Annotated in this window: 15 protein-coding genes and 1 pseudogene; 10 read left to right on the top strand and 6 right to left on the bottom strand. The window is 58.9% G+C overall.

What is annotated here, in order from left to right; translation table 11 throughout:
* Positions 1-2: 2 nt before the first annotated feature.
* Positions 3-3779 (bottom strand): translocation/assembly module TamB domain-containing protein, encoded by a 3777-nt coding sequence (locus AB8W27_RS02745; protein ID WP_015742566.1) that lies wholly within the window; start codon positions 3777-3779, stop codon positions 3-5.
* Entirely contained in the window at positions 3776-5509 is a 1734-nt protein-coding gene (tamA, locus tag AB8W27_RS02740) for an autotransporter assembly complex protein TamA (protein ID WP_041923952.1), read from the bottom strand. The genes AB8W27_RS02745 and tamA overlap by 4 nt, the downstream gene beginning before the upstream one ends.
* A gap of 224 nt (positions 5510-5733) precedes the next feature.
* Here tamA and msrA point away from each other — a divergent pair, with 224 nt between their 5' ends.
* The 3 genes and pseudogenes from msrA to AB8W27_RS02725 all read left to right on the top strand — a co-directional run bounded on the left by msrA (position 5734) and on the right by AB8W27_RS02725 (position 8403).
* Positions 5734-6372: a peptide-methionine (S)-S-oxide reductase MsrA gene (gene msrA / locus AB8W27_RS02735; protein ID WP_015742568.1), complete on the top strand. Its 639-nt coding sequence runs from the start codon at positions 5734-5736 to the stop codon at positions 6370-6372.
* A 113-nt stretch (positions 6373-6485) separates the two neighbouring features.
* Positions 6486-6752, top strand: a pseudogene (locus AB8W27_RS02730) (hypothetical protein); the annotation flags it as partial.
* A 319-nt stretch (positions 6753-7071) separates the two neighbouring features.
* A complete protein-coding gene (locus tag AB8W27_RS02725) occupies positions 7072-8403 on the top strand; it encodes a hemolysin family protein (RefSeq protein WP_015742569.1) in 1332 nt (443 codons plus the stop codon).
* 63 nt (positions 8404-8466) lie between these two features.
* Here the strand turns inward: AB8W27_RS02725 and AB8W27_RS02720 are convergent, their stop codons facing one another.
* Positions 8467-8673: a DUF1107 domain-containing protein gene (locus tag AB8W27_RS02720; RefSeq protein ID WP_004387562.1), complete on the bottom strand. Its 207-nt coding sequence runs from the start codon at positions 8671-8673 to the stop codon at positions 8467-8469.
* Between the two features lie 325 nt (positions 8674-8998).
* On the opposite strand from AB8W27_RS02720, the gene AB8W27_RS02715 reads away from it, so the two are divergent.
* Positions 8999-9556 (top strand): YtfJ family protein, encoded by a 558-nt coding sequence (locus AB8W27_RS02715; RefSeq protein WP_041923953.1) that lies wholly within the window; start codon positions 8999-9001, stop codon positions 9554-9556.
* Here the strand turns inward: AB8W27_RS02715 and cysQ are convergent.
* Entirely contained in the window at positions 9546-10289 is a 744-nt protein-coding gene (cysQ, locus tag AB8W27_RS02710) for a 3'(2'),5'-bisphosphate nucleotidase CysQ (RefSeq protein WP_041923954.1), read from the bottom strand. The two genes, AB8W27_RS02715 and cysQ, sit on opposite strands and share 11 nt — an antisense overlap.
* A 219-nt stretch (positions 10290-10508) precedes the next feature.
* Here cysQ and AB8W27_RS02705 point away from each other — a divergent pair, with 219 nt between their 5' ends.
* On the top strand, positions 10509-12452 hold the full coding sequence (locus AB8W27_RS02705) for a bifunctional 2',3'-cyclic-nucleotide 2'-phosphodiesterase/3'-nucleotidase (protein ID WP_041923955.1): 1944 nt from the start codon (positions 10509-10511) through the stop codon (positions 12450-12452).
* Between the two features lie 121 nt (positions 12453-12573).
* Here the strand turns inward: AB8W27_RS02705 and AB8W27_RS02700 are convergent, their stop codons facing one another.
* Positions 12574-12954, bottom strand: a complete 381-nt coding sequence (locus AB8W27_RS02700) for a helix-turn-helix domain-containing protein (protein ID WP_015742573.1) — start codon at positions 12952-12954, stop codon at positions 12574-12576.
* An 88-nt stretch (positions 12955-13042) separates the two neighbouring features.
* Between AB8W27_RS02700 and AB8W27_RS02695 the strand changes: the two genes are divergently transcribed.
* From AB8W27_RS02695 to AB8W27_RS02675, 5 genes are all read left to right on the top strand, one after another.
* A complete protein-coding gene (locus AB8W27_RS02695; RefSeq protein WP_015742574.1) occupies positions 13043-13897 on the top strand; it encodes an SDR family oxidoreductase in 855 nt (284 codons plus the stop codon).
* A 97-nt stretch (positions 13898-13994) separates the two neighbouring features.
* Positions 13995-14366: a lysozyme inhibitor LprI family protein gene (locus AB8W27_RS02690; RefSeq protein ID WP_041923956.1), complete on the top strand. Its 372-nt coding sequence runs from the start codon at positions 13995-13997 to the stop codon at positions 14364-14366.
* 86 nt (positions 14367-14452) lie between these two features.
* Positions 14453-15274 (top strand): AraC family transcriptional regulator, encoded by an 822-nt coding sequence (locus AB8W27_RS02685; protein ID WP_041923957.1) that lies wholly within the window; start codon positions 14453-14455, stop codon positions 15272-15274.
* A gap of 58 nt (positions 15275-15332) precedes the next feature.
* Entirely contained in the window at positions 15333-15914 is a 582-nt protein-coding gene (locus tag AB8W27_RS02680; RefSeq protein ID WP_015742577.1) for a DUF1349 domain-containing protein, read from the top strand.
* A 79-nt stretch (positions 15915-15993) separates the two neighbouring features.
* Positions 15994-16962 carry a DMT family transporter gene (locus AB8W27_RS02675; protein WP_041924213.1) on the top strand — a complete coding sequence of 323 codons (969 nt, stop codon included), beginning with the start codon at positions 15994-15996 and terminating at the stop codon, positions 16960-16962.
* 31 nt (positions 16963-16993) lie between these two features.
* Here AB8W27_RS02675 and AB8W27_RS02670 read toward each other — a convergent pair whose 3' ends face one another.
* The gene (locus tag AB8W27_RS02670) at positions 16994-18667 is read right to left on the bottom strand and encodes a methyl-accepting chemotaxis protein (protein WP_015742579.1); all 1674 of its coding nucleotides are present in this window, start codon (positions 18665-18667) and stop codon (positions 16994-16996) included.
* Positions 18668-18796 lie beyond the last annotated feature (129 nt).

The raw sequence follows: 18796 nt of genomic DNA, 5'->3' as shown, positions 1-18796 counted from the left end.
TGCTAAAACTCAAACTGATAGAGCACATCAAGTGCCTGATCTACGCCAGACACCGCTTCCAGATACAGCTTAGGCATCAGGCGATACCTTAGCGTGAGCGTCGCCAGCGAGTCAAAAATGCCCACGCCGTATTTCACCTGGAGACCCGGCAGTACATAGCCACTGACCACCACCTGGGAGGAATCGCCCACCCCTTCGGTGTCCAGCGCCAGATTGCTTACGCCAAACGTCTCGCCGATTTTACCCACAACCTGACCACTTTGTGCAACCCCCAGGCCAATTAGCATGGAAGTCATCGCGTCGCTGTCGCTCTGGCCGCTCTCAAGCCCCTGGCCGCGCAGAAGATAAGAGAGCGCCTCCTGCTGCGACATGGCCGGGTCGGAGAAGACTTCCACCTTCGGCTCGTCGGTTTCGCCAGTCACGCGCACGCCAGCTATTACGTCGTTCTCGGTGGCGTCAGGGTTGCGGATCGCCTCGATATTCAGCAGCGGCCTGTCCGGCGGCCCGGAGAACAGCAGCTCGCCTTTACGCACCAGCAGATCCTGGCCGTAAGCGTGGAAGCGCCCTTGCGGAATATTGATCTGCCCGTTCAGGCCAAGACCCTGTTTATCCTGCGCCACTTTCAGATCGCCCGTGAGACGCGCCTTCAGCCCAAACGCGTCTATCCGCACGTTATTTCCAACGTGAACGATAAGATTACTATTGATTGGGATGGACGCGCGCTGCTCCTCTTCCGGTTTCAGATTTTCATCGAGTAAAACTTCATCACTGGAGACGCCGACCGCGCTTTCCGGCAGATCGTGCACCACGATGCGCGCCCAGGGCACATCGACGCTGCCATCAAGCGTAATCAGGCTCGGCGTCGCCTCCAGCACCACATCCGGCGAAACATCCAGGCGCACCATCGGCGGCACGGTGATCCGCACGCGACTGCCGCGCGCCGCCACTCTGGCGCGCCAGTTATCGATCTGGCTCCAGTCGGCGTTACCGTTAAGCGTGATTTCGCCCTGTTTTGTGCGTACCACGCCCTGCAACGTCGAGCTCATGCCGTTGAAGTTCATCGCCAGCTGGCTCGGCTGCATCTCGAACGGCATAAAGTTGCCTTCGATATCCACGCCGTTAAGTTGCATCTGGCCGAACAGTTGCGGCTGGCGGGCGTCGCCGCCAAGACGCAGGTTCGCGCTCAGAATACCCGCCGCTTTCTCGCCGCGCGAAAAGACCGGATTGGCGATCGCCAGCGAGAAATTACGAATATTGATATTCCCGGAAAGATTGCGCCGCTCCTGCGGGTCCGCCACCTGAATATCGCCATCGAACTGGCCGTTATTCGCCAGTCGAATCAGCCAGTTGAGCCGCGCGCGGTTATTGCGCAGCTCTGCGTTCAGGTTCAGCGTGTCAAACGCCACCAGCAGCGGATTGCCGTTAACCAGTTGGGTCACACGCACGCCGCGCCCGGCGAGCTGCACCTGCCCCTGCGGCAGTCCTTCTTTCGTCGTATCCCAGCTGACATCCGCTTTACCCGTAAAGCGCCCGCTCGCCTGGGTCTCTTCCGGCATAAACGGTTTGAGCATCGCGAGATCAAAACGGTTGAGGTCCACCTGCGCGCGCCCGGCGGCCCCCGCATCAATGGTTTGCGGGACGCACAGCTCGGCATTCGGGTTGCGCCAGCAGTGCGGGCCGATAGCGATTTTCTGCTCCTGACCGCGGTAATCGAGCGTGAGCGCGCGGCTCAGCGTCCACGGGCCGACCGGCGTGGCGAAGCGCGTATTATCTATCTCGCCGCGCCAGCGCATCGCCTGGCGATCAAAACTGCCGCGCAGGTCGAGCTGGCCGGAGACCGGTTGGCCCTGCACCCGCAGCGCCATCTGGTGTGATTTCTCGTTGCCTTTGGCCGCAAGCGTAATCAGCCGCAGGTTGATATCGCCCTGCACCAGACGCTCGACGCGCAGATCCAGCGAACCGCCTATCTGATCGGTGGATTTCACATCGCCGAGCAGGCGCACCTGCGCGACGGAGAGTTCCTGCCAGCGCAGATTACGTGCGGTGACATCGGCGTTGAGTTCCGGCGCTTCAACATTACCGCGGATTTTCACCAGCCCTTTCGCCGTGCCGCCGAGGCCCGGCAGCGCGTTATCCAGCGCCGGGGCGTCAATCGTCGCGTCCAGCGCCAGGTCTTTAACGCCAAGCTCACCCTTCACATCCGCTTTATTGCGGCCCAGCTCCAGATGCAGGCCAGGGATCGTCCACTGCAGATAACTGTTGCCCTTAAGCTGGCCATCAACCTTCACCTTGTTCTGTTTGACGTTGCCCGCAAGCTTCAGCGCCGGCACGTCAAGCTGCCAGGTGCCGCCATAGAGGCTGCCGCGCAGCTTCATCAGCCCGTCGAGTTTCGATGGCCATTCCGGGTACTGTTTCGCGGTATTAATACCTTTTAGCGCGAGTTCACCGCGCCAGCTGATGGCCTGCTGCCAGTCGAGCAGCGCCGTCAGCGTGGTGTGGCCTTCGAGCGCGGCGACGTCCAGCTTATCGATGTTGATCTGCTGCTCGTTGCCTTTGCCGTCGAGCGTAATGGTGGCGGGCGGCAGCTGATCGCCCTTCACGGCGGTACGGAACGACAGCGCGTAGTCGGTCATTTTGCCGGAGAACTTCAGCTTCAGATCATCCGCCTGATACTGCTTCGGGCCGGTCAGCGGCCAGTAGAGCTGCTCGCTGGTTATATCCAGATTGAGCGGCAGGCCCGCTTCGGCAAGCTTCGTCTGCCCGCGCAGCACCACATCCACCGGGCCGGAGAGATTGACGCCGAACTCCAGCTGGTCGCGCAGCGCGCCGCCCACTTTGAGCTTCACTTTTTCGCCCTTGAGCGGCTCCACGTTCAGCGTGCTATTAAGCGTAATATCCACCGGCCAGTTATTGCGCAGCTCCGCGCTGCCGCTGGCGTTAACCGTGCCCTGATTCGAATCGATATCCAGCGTGTCGAGCTTCGTGACGCCATCCACGCTGCTGATTTTCACCAGCAGATTGCTCACCGTGATATCGGTGTCGCCGGTAAGACGCAGCTGTTCGCCGTGAAAATTTTCCACCGTCAGGTTCAGCGGCAGGTGCACATCGGCCATCTCCGGCAGCACCGGTTTAGCGAAGAGTTCACGCAGCGTCTCGCCGAGTGGTTTTTCCTGCGGCTGCGGGTTGTTGACCTTCGGCTCGACCACCTCTTCCTGCGCGACATCCGCCGCTTTGGGCAGCGCGATCAGCAGCCCTTGTAAGGAGGTGGGTTTGAGCGTCAGGTTGCGGTCCTCCCAGGCAAGCCCCGAGCTAAAATCCATTACCGATACCCGCGTATCGTCGATTTTGATATTGACGTTATGCAGCGCCGCCCGGCTCAGCGTGATCGGGTACGGCGTGGAGAGGTCGAGCGGTCCGCTCTCTTCTTCTTCCACTTTCGCGGCGGGCGGCATTTTTTTGGTGTCGACGACCACGTTCACATCTTTCAGTGAGAAATCATTCACGCACAGGCTGCTGTCGCGCAGGCAGGCGAGCTTGACGGAAAGATGGATTTCCCCGGCGTTGACGTCCACGCCCGGCTGCTGGTAGCGCAGCGATGTCAGCGTCAGGTTACGCCAGCCGCCGGTGACGCGGCCGATCTCCAGCCCCGGCACCCAGCGATTCGCGGCATTGAAAATCAGATGTAAGCCCGTTGTAGTCCCGATCAGAAACCCGACGGTCGCGATAAGCAGCACGATAACGGCCAGCACGGCGAGGCTGATTTTTTTCATACGACTCATAATTCAGGCCCCAGACCGATGTAGAACTGCAAACCATGCTCCTCTTTATCACCGACCGGCACCGCGAAATCGAGCTTGATCGGGCCGACCGGCGACTGCCAGCGCACCCCGACGCCCGCGCCGGTTTTGAAATTGCTTTGCTTGATGTCGTTAACCGCTTCGCCGGAATCGACAAACACCGCGCCCCACCATTTGCCGGTCACGTTGTATTGATACTCCAGCGAGCCGGTGGCGAGTTTTGAGGCGCCGGTCAGCTTACCGTCGTCGTTCTCAGGCGAAATCGATTTGTACTTATAACCGCGGATGCTGCGGTCGCCGCCGGCAAAGAAACGCAGATCCGGCGGCACGCGCTCGAAATCGTTGGTTTCAATCCAGCCCAGATTGCCGCGCGCCACAAAGCGATGCTTGTCGTAGAGTGTGCGGATCCAGACGTTTTGCGCCTGTAGCACCACGAAATCGACATCCGAGCCCCAGGCGCTGTCGGAGTAGTCGATGGAATAGCGCTGCGAATCGCCCCACGTCGGCATCAGGCCGCCGCGCGAGCGGGTGCGGCTTAACATCACGCCCGGATAGAGCAGCATCGTGGTATGGGTGACGTTGGCCTGGGTAAAGTGGTCCAGGCTCCAGCGCAGGTTGATGGCGCGCTGCCAGCCGCTGGAGAGATCCCAGTAGCGTGAAACCGCAAGCTTGGTGGAATCGGCTTCGGTGTCGTTCAGATCGGTGCGCTTAAAGCCGCCCTGCACCAGATAATATTGCTCCAGCGGGTTCTTCAGCAGCGGTATTTTGTAGCTGAAATCGAGCTGCTGTTCCGGCGCGGAGATGCTGGTCGAGGTGGTCAGGCTGTGGCCGTAAGAGTTCGTCCACGGCTTACGCCAGCTTGCTTTAAGGCGCGGCCCGACGTCGGTGGAGTACCCGGCGCCGACTTCCACGGTGTTTTTAATGCGCGGCGATACCACGCCCCGCAGCGGCAGCACTTTGGTCTTCCGGGATTTTTCGAACTCCGGCGCCACGACGACCGAATTAAACCAGCCGGTGGCGGATAAACGGCGGCTCAGCTCCGCCACGTCGCTCGACTGGTAGTAATCGCCCTTTTTAAACGGCACAAGATTTTGCAGATACTCTTCGCGGATCTGCGAACCGCTGAAGGTGACATCGCCGAAGCGGTAACGCGGGCCGCTGTTGTAGTCGATATCCCAGAACGCCAGGCGGCGCTCTACCGAAACGCCAAGCTGGCTTTTAATGAATTCGCTGTCGAAGTAACCGCGACGCAGCGCCAGGCTGGTCAGCCCTTTTTTGAAACTGTCGTAGTCGTTATGGTTCAGCACCGTGCCAATGGCGGGACGTTTTTTCAGCAGCGCCAGATAATCTTTATCATCGCGCGCGCCGCCGCGCAGAATCACGTTCGTTCCGCCGATAAGCACCGGCTTGCCGGGATTCACGCGCGCCAGTAAGACCTGACGCCGCCCGCCCGCCGGCGGTTCGCGCAGTTCAAAGTCGATGGTTGGTTCGTAATAACCCAGCGCTTTCAGCCCGTTGCGGATGGCGTCATCGACGCGCGCGCGAAAGCGGCGGTCCGGCGTCACTTCATCTACCTGAATGGTGGAAAGCTGAGCGCGGACGTTTTTTTGCAGCGCGCCGGTCAACCCTTCTACCTGCAAACGGACGGGCGCAGCGATCGAGGCGCTCGCCATCAGCAGCGTGGCCCAGCACAAGTTACGGATTAATGGCACGTTTTCTCCTGAATATCCCTTATTCCCACCCCTGGAAGGAAACCTGACGCCGCTCCGCGGCCTGACAAAACTCCGGTAAATGGAGTTGAAATAAAGACGATCACCCAAATATTTCTTATGTTTAATTTAGTCGTATTTAAAAGGTTTATTGTGGGCAAAGAGCCGCTTCGTGACAACCGCAGGCGAGAATTTGCACGCGCAACATTTTTCAGGAGGTCGGCCCCATGAGTTTTTTTGATAAGAAACAGATGATTACCGAAGAGGAAGCCCTGCCGGGACGTAACACCCGTATGCCAGTGGCCGCTTTACATACCGTCACCGGCCATTCAATGACCAATGTACCGGAAGGCATGGAGGTCGCACTGTTCGCCATGGGCTGCTTCTGGGGCGTGGAGCGACTCTTCTGGCCCCTGCCGGGCGTCTACAGCACCGCAGCGGGCTATACCGGCGGCTATACGCCAAACCCGACCTATCGCGAAGTGTGCAGCGGACAAACCGGCCATGCCGAAGCGGTACGCGTGGTGTATGACCCGAAAGTCATCAGCTACGAACAGCTGTTGCAGGTGTTCTGGGAAAACCACGATCCGGCGCAGGGGATGCGTCAGGGCAACGACGTTGGTACGCAATACCGTTCGGCAATTTACCCACTGACGCCAGAGCAAGAGGCTGCAGCCCAGGCAAGCCTTGATCGTTTCCGCGCGGCGATGGAAGCGGCAGGCGACTATCGCCACATCACTACCGAGATAGCCCCGGCAAAACCGTTTTATTATGCCGAAGATGACCACCAGCAGTACCTGCATAAAAATCCGTACGGCTACTGTGGTATCGGCGGGATTGGCGTCTGTCTGCCGCCCGAAGCGTAACAATTCATCACTTCATCACTCATCGTTTTATCAGGATTTGTGATAACTGATGAGAGGCGCTAAGACACGCGCCCATGGTATGCCTCAACCGACCCTGGTGACGAAGACATGCCATGAAACTTACCACGCTGTTACGTTCGTTGATCCCGGTTATCACCGGCCTGAGTGCCTTTTCTCCGCCTGGGTTGGCCCCAGGCGCATGCACTCTGCGCTTATCACCCTACCGCAGGCGATGACGCCATCATGATGTACGATATGCCGACGCATCTTCTGACTACGTCCGGCTACGAAACCAGCCGGAAACCACCTGCGACAACACAGCGGACAGCTCCGCCTGGTGGGCGCCCACGATGAAGCTCCGCGCTGGCCGCCGGGAAAACAGAGATAGCGTGGTATATCGGCGGCGACCATAAGAACAATAACGACACGTTCAACCCGGCTGGCACCACAGAAAACCTGCTGCTGATGCTCCCGGCGTATAACACTACGCCGCAAATCTGACCCTTCGCCCCGCCGCCGCTTATCCGCGCGGCGGGCGCTTTCTTCACCCGTTGCGCAAGCCCTCTGGCAGCCCCACAGGGGCTTACGCTATACTACCCTTTGAATTTGCAGGCCTCCTTCTCTACAGACCTGCGTTCACCGTGTTTTCACACAATAATCAACTTCCCTTCCGAGGATCCGGCTATGGCTGGATAAGATATGTTAAACAGTATTTTACTGATACTTTGTCTCATTGGCGTCAGCTCCTTTTTCTCGCTTTCCGAGATCTCGCTTGCCGCCTCCCGTAAAATCAAACTCAAGCTGCTGGCCGATGACGGCAACATCAACGCCCAACGGGTGCTGAAGATGCAGGAAAACCCCGGCACCTTCTTTACCGTGGTGCAGATTGGCCTCAATGCCGTCGCCATTCTTGGCGGTATCGTGGGCGATGCGGCGTTTTCCCCGGCGTTCTACACGCTGCTGGTGCGGTTTATTTCGCCTGAGGCCGCCGAGCAGGTGAGCTTTATCCTCTCCTTTACGCTCGTCACCAGCCTGTTCATTCTCTTCGCCGACCTGACCCCGAAACGCATCGGTATGATTGCGCCTGAAGCCGTGGCTTTGCGTATCATCAACCCGATGCGCTTCTGTCTGTTCATCTTCCGCCCGCTGGTGTGGTTCTTTAACGGCATGGCGAATGTGATCTTCCGCATCTTCAAACTGCCGATGGTTCGTAAAGACGACATCACGTCCGACGATATCTACGCGGTGGTGGAAGCTGGCGCGCTCGCGGGCGTGTTGCGCAAACAGGAGCACGAGCTTATCGAAAACGTGTTTGAGCTGGAGTCGCGCACCGTGCCGTCCTCCATGACCTCCCGCGAAAACATCGTCTGGTTTGATCTGCATGAAGATGAGCAGAGCCTGAAAAACAAGGTGGCGGAGCATCCGCACTCCAAGTTCCTGGTCTGCAATCAGGATATCGACCACATCATCGGGTATGTCGATTCCAAAGACCTGCTGAACCGCGTGCTGGCCAATCAGAGCCTGTTGCTGACCAGCGGCGTGCAGATCCGCAATACGCTGATCGTGCCGGATACGCTGACCCTCTCCGAAGCGCTGGAAAGCTTCAAAACGGCGGGTGAAGACTTCGCGGTTATCATGAACGAATACGCGCTGGTGGTGGGGCTTATCACGCTGAACGACGTGATGACCACGCTGATGGGCGACCTGGTCGGTCAGGGGCTGGAAGAGCAGATCGTCGCGCGCGACGAGAACTCCTGGCTTATCGACGGCGGTACGCCGATTGACGACGTCATGCGCGTGCTGGATATCGACGAGTTTCCGCAGTCGGGCAACTACGAGACCATCGGCGGCTTTATGATGTTTATGCTGCGCAAAATCCCGAAACGCACCGATTCGGTGAAGTTCTCCGGGTATAAGTTTGAAGTGGTGGATATCGATAACTACCGCATCGACCAGCTGCTGGTGACGCGCATCGACAACAAGCCGGGTGTACTGACGCCTAAACTGCCGGACGAGCAAAACGCCGCCTGAGCCTCAAAACACTAACGGCCCCATCGGGGCCGTTTGTCTTACTGCATACGCACAACGCTGTCGTTACGCCATCTCGGTCTGGAGACGCATAACCTGACGGTTGACTTCGGACATGACGGAGTAGTGCTGTTTGTCCTTCACTTTCGGGACGAGGATTTTGCCTTTATCAAACTCGAAAGCGCCAACATCCTTGATATACAACCGTCCACGAAACAGGATCTTCACGTACTTCGCCACCTGAAGCGGGTTGTAACGTTGGAAAATTTTCATTGTTCTCTCCTGCTGAATTACGCCCTCGTGGTACCACATTTGGACCATCATGATTAAGGCGCAAAATTTGTTGCCAGATGACTATAGACCAGTTCGTCGGGAGGACCCACTCTGCCTGACTTTATTTACGCTTTTATTACATTCTTTCAGAATTTTCTTTTCAAAACTCTAAAAAGCGCAGGAGAATGCCGCTTTTTACGCGGGTTATGTGCGTTCGCCCGCAAACTGGCACTCTGGTTGCGTGAAAACAGAAAATTAACAATTAAGCTAAAAAGCAATGGACCCAAGTGGTCCGATCACCTGCAAAACGAAGAAGGAGCCACCTATGACCCTGCGCGGAATGCTGGCGCTGAGCTGCCTGCTGCTGCCACTGATGGCCTCGGCACACAATTTCAAAGAGAACGAGCGCGTGCCGCCTGTCGGCATTAACGACAAAGGCGAACTGATGCTGAATAAAGATCAGTTTAGCTACAAAAACTGGAACAGCGCGCAGTTACCTGGAAAAGTGCGAGTGCTGCAACATATTGCCGGACGGACCTCGGCGAAAGAGAAAAACGCGGGGCTGATTGAGGCCATCAAAGCCGCGAAATTCCCGCATGACCGCTACCAGACCACAACGGTGGTCAACAGCGACGACGCTATCCCCGGCACCGGCATGTTTGTTCGCCACAGCATTGAGAGCAACAAACAGCAGTACCCGTGGTCGCAGTTTATCGTCGACAGCAACGGCGTGGCCCAGAAAGCCTGGCAGCTGGAATCGGGAAGCTCGGCGATCGTGGTGCTGGATAAAGACGGGCGCGTGCGGTACGCGAAAGACGGCGGCCTGACGCAGGAAGAAGTGCAGCAGGTAATGAACCTGCTGCAACAGTTACTCAGTAAATAGTGACCCGGAAGCTGGGGTTCAGGAACGATTCACGCGGCGTGTAATCCAGCGTTTTGCCCTGCCAGTCGTGAACCTGCGCCCCGGCGGCGACCGCCACGGCGTGGCCTGCCGCCGTATCCCAGACGTTGGTCGGCCCGAATCGCGGATAAAGCTGCGCCTCTCCTTCCGCCACCAGGCAGAATTTCAGCGATGAGCCTACGGATGTGGTCTGGTGTTCGCCAAGCTGTTGTAAATAATCCTTAAGCTCGGCGTTGTCGCCGTGGGAGCGGCTTATCACCACGCGCGGCGGACGCGCGTCGCGCACCTGAATCTGCTTGCGCACGCCGCACTCTTCTTTCCACGCTTTGCCTTCCGCCGCGCTGTACATGACGTTCAGCACCGGCGCGTACACCACGCCGAGCACCGGCTTACCGTCTTCAATCAGCGCGATATTGACCGTGAACTCGCCGTTGCGCTTGAGAAACTCTTTGGTGCCGTCGAGCGGGTCCACCAGCCAGTAGCGCTGCCAATGCTGACGTACGTCCCAGCCAGGCGGATCTTCTTCGGAGAGCACCGGCACCTGCGGCGTCAGCGCTTTCAGCCCGGCGACAATCACCGCGTGCGCTGCGATATCCGCCGCCGTCACCGGCGAATCATCAACCTTTTGGGTGGCTTCCAGCGGCTTGTGACCCTCGTAGACTTCCATGATGGCGCTGCCTGCCTCGCGCGCCAGTTGGCAAATCTGTTCTAACATTGTCATCCACCTCTTTCTCGTTTCGCAGTCCGTCGCGGCTGCGGATTTAACACCTTGTTTTATCGATATGATTTTTATATCGCATTGCGTCTTGTTCCGCTATCTGTGAAGCGATTCCGGTTTCCCTGCCTTTTTTTCTGGCAGGATTCACATTTTTGTAAGCAACAAACGATAGATACATAAACTTTTGTGGCTTCGATCTGAAAAAGGACCTGCCTGATGATTAAGTTTAGTGCAACGATGATAGCCACGCTGGTCGCCGCCAGCGTGAACGCCGCCACGGTGGACCTGCGCATTCTGGAAACCACCGACCTGCACAGTAACATGATGGACTTTGACTATTACAAAGACGCGCCTACTGAAAAGTTCGGTCTGGTGCGAACCGCAAGCTTAATCAAAGCCGCGCGCCAGGAGGCCGCCAACAGCGTACTGGTAGATAACGGCGATCTTATCCAGGGCAGCCCCCTTGGCGATTACATGGCCGCCAAAGGCCTGAAAGCGGGCGACGTGCATCCGGTGTACAAAGCGCTGAACACGCTGGATTACGCCGTCGGCAACCTCGGCAACCATGAATTCAATTACGGTCTCGATTACCTGCATAAGGCGCTCTCTGGCGCGAAATTCCCCTATGTCAATGCGAACATCATCGACGCCAAAACGCAAAAGCCGCTGTTTACGCCTTATCTGATTAAAGAAACCGAAGTAAAAGATAAAGACGGCAAGCCGCATACGCTAAAAATTGGCTATATCGGTTTTGTGCCGCCGCAAATCATGACCTGGGATAAAGCGAATCTCAGCGGCAAAGTCACGGTTAACGATATCACCGACACCGCCCGCAAATATGTGCCGCAAATGCGCGCGGAAGGCGCCGATCTGGTGGTCGTGGTCGCGCACTCCGGGCTTTCCGCCGAGCCATACCAGGCCATGGCGGAAAACTCCGTCTATTACTTAAGCCAGGTGACGGGCGTTGACGCCATTCTTTTCGGCCATGCGCACGCGGTCTTCCCGGGTAAAGATTTCGCCGCCATCAAAGGCGCGGATATCGCGAAAGGTACGCTGAATGGCGTTCCGGCGGTGATGCCGGGCATGTGGGGCGATCATCTGGGGATCGTCGATCTGGTGCTGAATAACGACAGCGGCAAGTGGACAGTGACGCAAAGCAAAGCCGAAGCGCGCCCGATCTACGACACCCAGGCGAAGAAATCGCTCGCCGCTGAAGATCCGGCGCTGGTGAATGTCCTGAAAGCGGATCACGACGCCACGCGCCAGTTTGTCAGCCAGCCGGTCGGGAAATCTGCCGACCCGATGTACAGCTACCTGGCGCTGGTGCAGGACGATCCGACCGTACAGGTGGTGAACAACGCCCAGAAAGCGTACGTCGAACACTTTATTCAGGGCGATCCGGATCTGGCGACGTTGCCGGTGCTCTCCGCCGCCGCGCCGTTTAAAGTGGGCGGGCGTAAAAACGATCCGGCAAGCTTTGTGGAAGTGGAGAAAGGCCAGCTGACGCTGCGCAACGCCTCCGATCTGTACCTCTACCCGAATACGCTGGTGGTGGTGAAGGCGACCGGCGCGGAAGTGAAAGCGTGGCTGGAGTGCTCCGCCGGGCAGTTTAACCAGATTGACGTCAACAGCACGAAACCGCAGGCGCTGCTGAACTGGGACGGTTTCCGCACCTATAACTTCGACGTTATCGACGGCGTAAATTACCAGATAGACGTGACGCAGCCCGCCCGCTATGACGGTGAATGCCAGGAGATAAACCCGAAAGCGGAGCGCATTAAAAACCTGACGTTCAACGGCAAGCCCATCGACCCGAAAGCGACGTTCCTGGTGGCTACCAATAACTATCGCGCTTACGGCGGGAAGTTTGCGGGCACCGGCGACAGCCATATCGCCTTCGCGTCGCCAGATGAGAACCGCGCGGTGCTGGCCGCCTGGATTGGCGCCGAAACCAAACGCGCAGGTGAAATCCACCCGGCGGCGGATAACAACTGGCGCCTCGCGCCGATCGCGAGCAGCCACAAGCTCGATATTCGCTTCGAGACATCGCCTTCCGACAAAGCGGCGGCATTTATCAAAGAGAAAGCGCAATACCCGATGACCAGCGTTGGCAAAGACGATATCGGTTTTGCGGTGTATCAGCTGGATCTGACGAAATAACAGCATTCAGCGCCGGATGTGGCGGCAGCCGCACCCGGCGCTCACGCCAACCACTCCCCTCGTAGGCTGGGTAAGGCGCAGCCGCACCCGGCATCCTGTCTTCAGCGCCAGAACCCGGCGCTCAGGCCGCCCGGTCTCCACGGTTCGCCAGCACCTGCGGCAGGTTGACTTCTATCCAGTCGGCCAGCGCGGCCACCTTCTCGCTCACCTCCATGCCGAGCGGCGTCAGGCTGTACTCCACGTGCGGCGGCATCACCGGATAAGAGACGCGGTCGACAAAACTGTCCTGCTCCAGCGCCTGTAACGACTGCGCCAGCATTTTTTCACTCACGCCGCCCATTTTCCGCCGCAGATCGCTGAAACGGTGCGTGCCATCGCGCAGCGCCACCAGGATCAGCACGCCCCAGCGGCTGGTCACATGTTTCAGCACATCGCGTGACGGGCACTCTTCGGCAAACAGATTGCCGTCGCGTAACTGCTCGCTCAGGGTGGGAAGGGTCATTTCATACTTACCTTTTTGTACGTACTTACTAAAAGTTAGCTTGAGTGATAGTGTGCCACAACACCCACCTGATACAAAGGAAAAGACCATGATTGCGATTACCGGAGCCACCGGCCACCTTGGCCAGCGCGTGATTGATACCCTGCTGAACACCGTGGCGGCACAGGAAATTGTCGCCATTGTCCGTAACCCGGCGAAAGCCGCGACGCTCGGCGCCAAAGGCGTCCAGGTTCGCGCGGCCGATTACGGCGACGTGGCGGCGCTTACCGCGGCGCTCGCGGGCGTGGAAAAATTGCTGCTCATCTCTTCAAGCGAAGTGGGCCAGCGCGCGCCGCAACACCGCAACGTTATCGACGCCGCGAAAACCGCCGGCGTTAAGCTCATCGCCTACACCAGCCTGCTGCATGCCGACCGCTCGCCGCTGGGGCTTGCCGACGAACACGTCGCGACCGAAAAGATGCTCGCGGATGCCGGTATTCCTTACGTTTTGCTGCGTAACGGCTGGTATACCGAAAACTATCTGGCGAGCGTGCCGCCTGCGCTTGAGCACGGTGTGTTTATCGGCAGCGCAGGCGACGGGAAAATCGCCTCCGCCAGCCGTCAGGATTACGCCGAAGCCGCCGCAAAAGTGCTGACGCTTGATAACCAGGCCGGTCGCGTTTACGAACTGGCGGGCGACAACGCCTGGACGCTTCGCGATCTGACCGCGCTGTTAAGTAAAGAGACCGGCAAAACGGTTGCGTATCAGAATCTGAGCGAGGCGGATTTCGCCGCGGCGCTCGCGGGCGCGGGCCTGCCGGAAGGCTTTGCGAAACTGCTGGCGGATTCCGATATCGGCGCGTCTAAAGGCGGCCTTTTTGACGACAGCCGCCAGCTCAGCGCGCTTATTGGCCGCCCTACTACCTCGCTTGAAACGAGCCTGCGTGAGAGTCTGAAACCGTAATATTAAATCTGGCAGGCTGCTTTCCCTGTGCCTGCCGGATACAATGCGAGCGCCTGCCAAAGGCGCTCAAAACAATAAACCGAAAACAGGGATCTTCATGAAAGCACACCTTCTCGCACTCCCGCTGCTGCTGTGCAGCGCCGCCGCGTGGTCCATGAGCTGTGATAACCCGCGCAGCCCGTATGACGTCACCTACTGCGCCGCGCTGGAAATGGTTCAGGGCGACCGCGATCTCAACCAGCAATATAAAAACACCATGTCGGCGCTCTCGCCTGCGCAAAAACAGGTCGTGAAAAACGCCCAGATCTCCTGGCTGAAAGTGCGCGATCACGAATGTGCGGAAGGCTCCACGCTGCTGCTCGGTTGCGCGAATGAGAAAATGGCCGCTCGTATTACGCTGCTGAAAAGCATCGAGCGTGAGTGCCGTAACGCCGGCTGCAACGACGCTGACCTCTCCCGCATCGAATAACCGTCAGGTTAATTAATTGTTAATTGCGGTGGCGAAGGCCACCGTTGTTCTTATAATGGCAGCTCACCCCTTTGTGGAGAGCTCCCGTGCATGGCGTACCCGATCAGTTCACCGACGAACGCGACAGCGCCCGCTTCCGGCAATTGTCTGCCCTGCCAGGCGTTGAGCTTTATCACGCCCATATCGCGCAATACGCCTTTGAGCCCCACACCCATGAAGCCTTTGGCATCGGCGCTATCGAACTCGGCGCCGAGCGCTTTCGCTATCGCGGCGCGCAGCACGTCGCGGCGGTCAACTCGCTGGTCACGATGAACCCCGATGAACTGCATACCGGCGAGGCGGCGACCCAGCAGGGCTGGCGCTACCGGATGATCTATCTGGAGCCTGAGACGCTGGCGCAACTCACCGGCGAGCGTCACTGGTGGTTTGGCGACGTGGAGCGTCACGATCCGCTACGCGCACGCCAGACTGGCGAGCTTATCGCCGCGCTCTGGTCAGCGCCGGATACGCTGGCGCAACAGGGGCTGTTGCTCGATCTTATCGATACGTTCCGCCCTTACGCGCGCCACCCGCCGCAGACCACCGAAGGCGCGCACCGTTTTGACCGGGTGCGCGATTTTCTCTACGAAAACTATATGCAGCCGCTGACGCTGGATGCGATTGCCGCCGAAGCGGCGCTCAGCCCTTATCATTTCCAGCGCCAGTTTAAAGCCCGCTATGACGTGACGCCGCATCAGATGCTGATGGCGGTGCGGCTGTGGCGCGCCAAACAGTTTCTCGCCGCCGGGCTGCCTCCCGCCGAGGTCGCCGCCGCCGTGGGTCTTGCCGATCAGCCGCACCTCACCCGCGCCTTTACCCGTCGCTACGGCATTACGCCCGCACGCTACCAGAAACAGGTGGCGCGTTAGCCTCCCGCCCGCGTCGTGCCCGGCTATAATTCAGGCACATTTATGAGGGAGAAGACCGATGGAAAATCTGGCGGACTGGCGCTGGCTGAATGAACCCGCACGCTGGCGGCATGAAAGTGACGCTCTGCATGTCACCACCGATGCGCAAACCGATTTCTGGCAAACCACCTGGTATGGCTTTCAGCGCCATTCCGGGCATGTGTTCGGTACGGAGGTCACCGGTGAGTTTACCTTCCAGGTGCGCGTCGAGGGCAATTTCACCACGCTGTATGACCAGGCGGGGCTGTTCCTGATGGCGGACGAGCAGCACTGGCTGAAAGCGGGTATTGAGTATAACGACGCGCAGCCGATGATTGGCAGCGTGTTGACGCTTGAGCGCTCCGACTGGGCGACCGGGATTTTCCCTGCGGCGCAAAAGCATTTCTGGCTGCGCCTGACGCATCAGAATCACTGCCTGCGTCTGCAATACTCCACTGACGGTGAAACCTGGCCGCTGCTGCGCCTGTGCCCGTTCCCGGACGCTGAACGCTATTTCCTCGGCGCGATGTGCTGTTCGCCGTCGCGCGCGGGGCTGGAGATTGTCTTCTCCGATTTTCGCCTCGGGCCGCCCAACGGCAAAGATCTGCACGATCTGAGCTGATGCGCAGCAAGCTGGTACAAGACGCGCGTTTTCGCCCGCCGCTACACTCATGCGCTGAACAGCGACGTGAGTGATAATGATGTTAACTGGCGTGTTATATGCCCTGCTGGCGGGGCTAATGTGGGGGCTGATTTTCGTCGGCCCCTTGCTGGTGCCGGAATACCCGGCGGTATTGCAGTCGATGGGGCGCTATCTGGCGCTGGGTCTGCTGGCGCTGCCGCTGGCGTGGGCCGGGCGCGGGCGGTTAAAACAACTTACCGGGCGCGACTGGCTGACCGCGCTGACGCTGACCATGATGGGCAATCTTATCTATTACGTCTGTCTCGCGAGCGCCATTCAGCGCACCGGCGCGCCCGTTTCCACGATGATCATCGGCACGTTGCCGGTGGTCATTCCGGTCTTCGCCAATCTGCTCTATAGCCGTCGCGACGGCAGGCTGCCATGGCGGCGGTTGTGCCCGGCGCTGGCGGCAATTTTCTGCGGGCTGGTTTGCGTTAATTTCGCCGAGCTACGCCACGGTCTGCCAGGCTTCACGCCGGGCCGTTACGCGAGCGGCATCGCGCTGGCGAGCGTGTCGGTCATGTGCTGGGCGTGGTATGCGCTGCGTAACGCGCGCTGGCTGCGGGAAAACCCCGACAAGCACCCGATGATGTGGGCGACGGCGCAGGGGCTGGTGACGCTCCCGGTATCGCTGGTGGGTTATGTTGCGGCGTGTGTGTGGCTTTCGGCCGATAACAGCGGTTTTGCGCTGCCCTTCGGCCCACGTCCTGGCGTGTTTATCGCCCTGATGATCGCCATTGCGCTCTGCTGCTCATGGATTGGCGCGCTGTGCTGGAATATCGCGAGTCAGCGCCTGCCGACGGTGATTCTCGGGCCGCTTATTGTCTTTGAAACGCTGGCCGGGCTGCTCTATACCTTTTTGCTGCGCCAGAGTATGCCGCCGCTGCTGACCCTGATCGGCATCGCGCTGCTGGCGGCGGGCGTGGTGATGGCGGTACGGGTGAAAATCGTGCCGGTCGCAGCGCGCGTGACGCAAGAGGCGCCATAAAAAAAGGCCCGTCAGTGACGGGCCTTAAGGCTCAGAAGGTTTCCCAGTTCTCGCTGCCGCCTGCCGGCGCGGCTTTCAGGCTCGCCGCCGGAGCTGGCGCGCTGAAGGATGGCGCCTGCGGGGCAACGCTCGCCGTGCGGCTGTGGGCGCGGTTGAGTTTGAATACCGCGACCGCTTCGTTCAGCTTGCCTGCCTGATCTTCAAGGGCAGCGGCAGCGGCGGCGGACTCTTCCACCAGCGCGGCGTTCTGCTGCGTCACTTTATCCATCTCGGAGACCGCAAGGCCCACCTGATCGATACCGCGGCTCTGCTCATCGGACGCCGAGGCGATTTCACCCATGATGTCAGTCACGCGCGTCACCGCGCCGACCACTTCTTTCATGGTTTCACCCGCTTCGCGCACCAGCTGTGAGCCTGCATCGACGCGGTTGCCGGAGTTTTCGATAAGCGCTTTGATCTCTTTCGCCGCCTGGGCGCTGCGGCTTGCCAGCGTACGGACTTCACCCGCGACGACCGCAAAACCACGGCCCTGCTCGCCCGCGCGCGCCGCTTCCACCGCGGCGTTGAGCGCGAGGATATTGGTCTGGAACGCGATGCCGTCGATAACGTTAGTTATCTGGGCAATCTGGTTAGAGCTGGCGGCGATTTCATCCATGGTGCGGACCACGCCGTCCACCACTTCACCGCCTTTCAGCGCGGTTTCCGACGCGGTACGCGCCAGTTGCGTCGCCTGACGGGCGTTATCGGCGTTCTGTTTCACTGTCGCGGTCAGTTCTTCCATGCTGGCGGCGGTTTCTTCCAGCGACGCGGCCTGCTGTTCGGTACGCGAGGAGAGATCGTTGCTGCCCGCGGAGATTTCGCTCGCGCCGGTAAAGATGGTATCGGTGCTGTCGCGCACGGTGCTGACCGTACGAGCCAGCGACTGCTGCATCTCGTGAACGTTGCGCGCCAGCAGCGCCATTTCGTTGTGGCCTTGCGCATCAATAGGCTGCGTCAGGTCGCCTGCGGCAATCGCGCGGATGTGGCTGATAACCTCATGCAACGGCAGCAGCAGTACGCGGCGCATCGCCACCCAGCTGATGATAATCACGGCCAGCACCATCACCATGATCGTTGACAGGATCCACAGAATGCGCTGGTAGTCGCTTTCGTTGTCCTTCACGCCCTGGCTTGAGAGCTTCGCCTGGTCAGCGCGCCATTCGCGATAGACTTCCTGCATGGCGTTTTGCTTCTGCTCGGCGTTCTGCTTGAACATCCCTTCCAGATTGCCTTCGGCCAGAAACTTGTTCATTTTCGCAAGCGTCGAGGAGTAGATGCGGTACTGCTCTTCCAGACGATCAACCAGACGCTCGTCCATGCCCGGCGTTTCCGGCAGTTTAAAGTACTTATCGTAGTGGCTCTTCGCGTCCGCCAGCTGTTGGCTGGCTGTCGTGACCAGCTCATTGAGCTGCCCGCCGTTGATCTGGCTCGCCATGTTGCCTTGCAGGCGCAGCATGCCGCGGTTAAGCGTGACGCGCGTCTGGTTGAGGCTTATCCAGGCGTCGGTAAATTCCGCCACGTTCTGGCTGGAGATTTGCGACACGTTAAAGTTGTCTTTGTCGTTGTTGAGCGCGCTAATGAAAACGCCCGCGGCGATAAGCTGCATCGCGCCCAGCACGATCAGTACAGTAATTAAAAGGGTTATGACTTTTATACGTTTAAACATGAAAGACCTTTTTGCAGGTGTAATCCAGGGTGTATCTATCGGCAGGTCATTCAGGTTATTTAATCAGCGAAGCGGCAAGCGGCGGGGTTTCCAGTTATTTCCTGATAGCGATCAGCCAGTTAGCCATAA

Source organism: Cronobacter turicensis, assembly GCF_041222865.1.
Classification (GTDB): Bacteria; Pseudomonadota; Gammaproteobacteria; order Enterobacterales; family Enterobacteriaceae; genus Cronobacter; species Cronobacter turicensis.
This window is presented reverse-complemented; position numbering and strand designations above follow the sequence as displayed.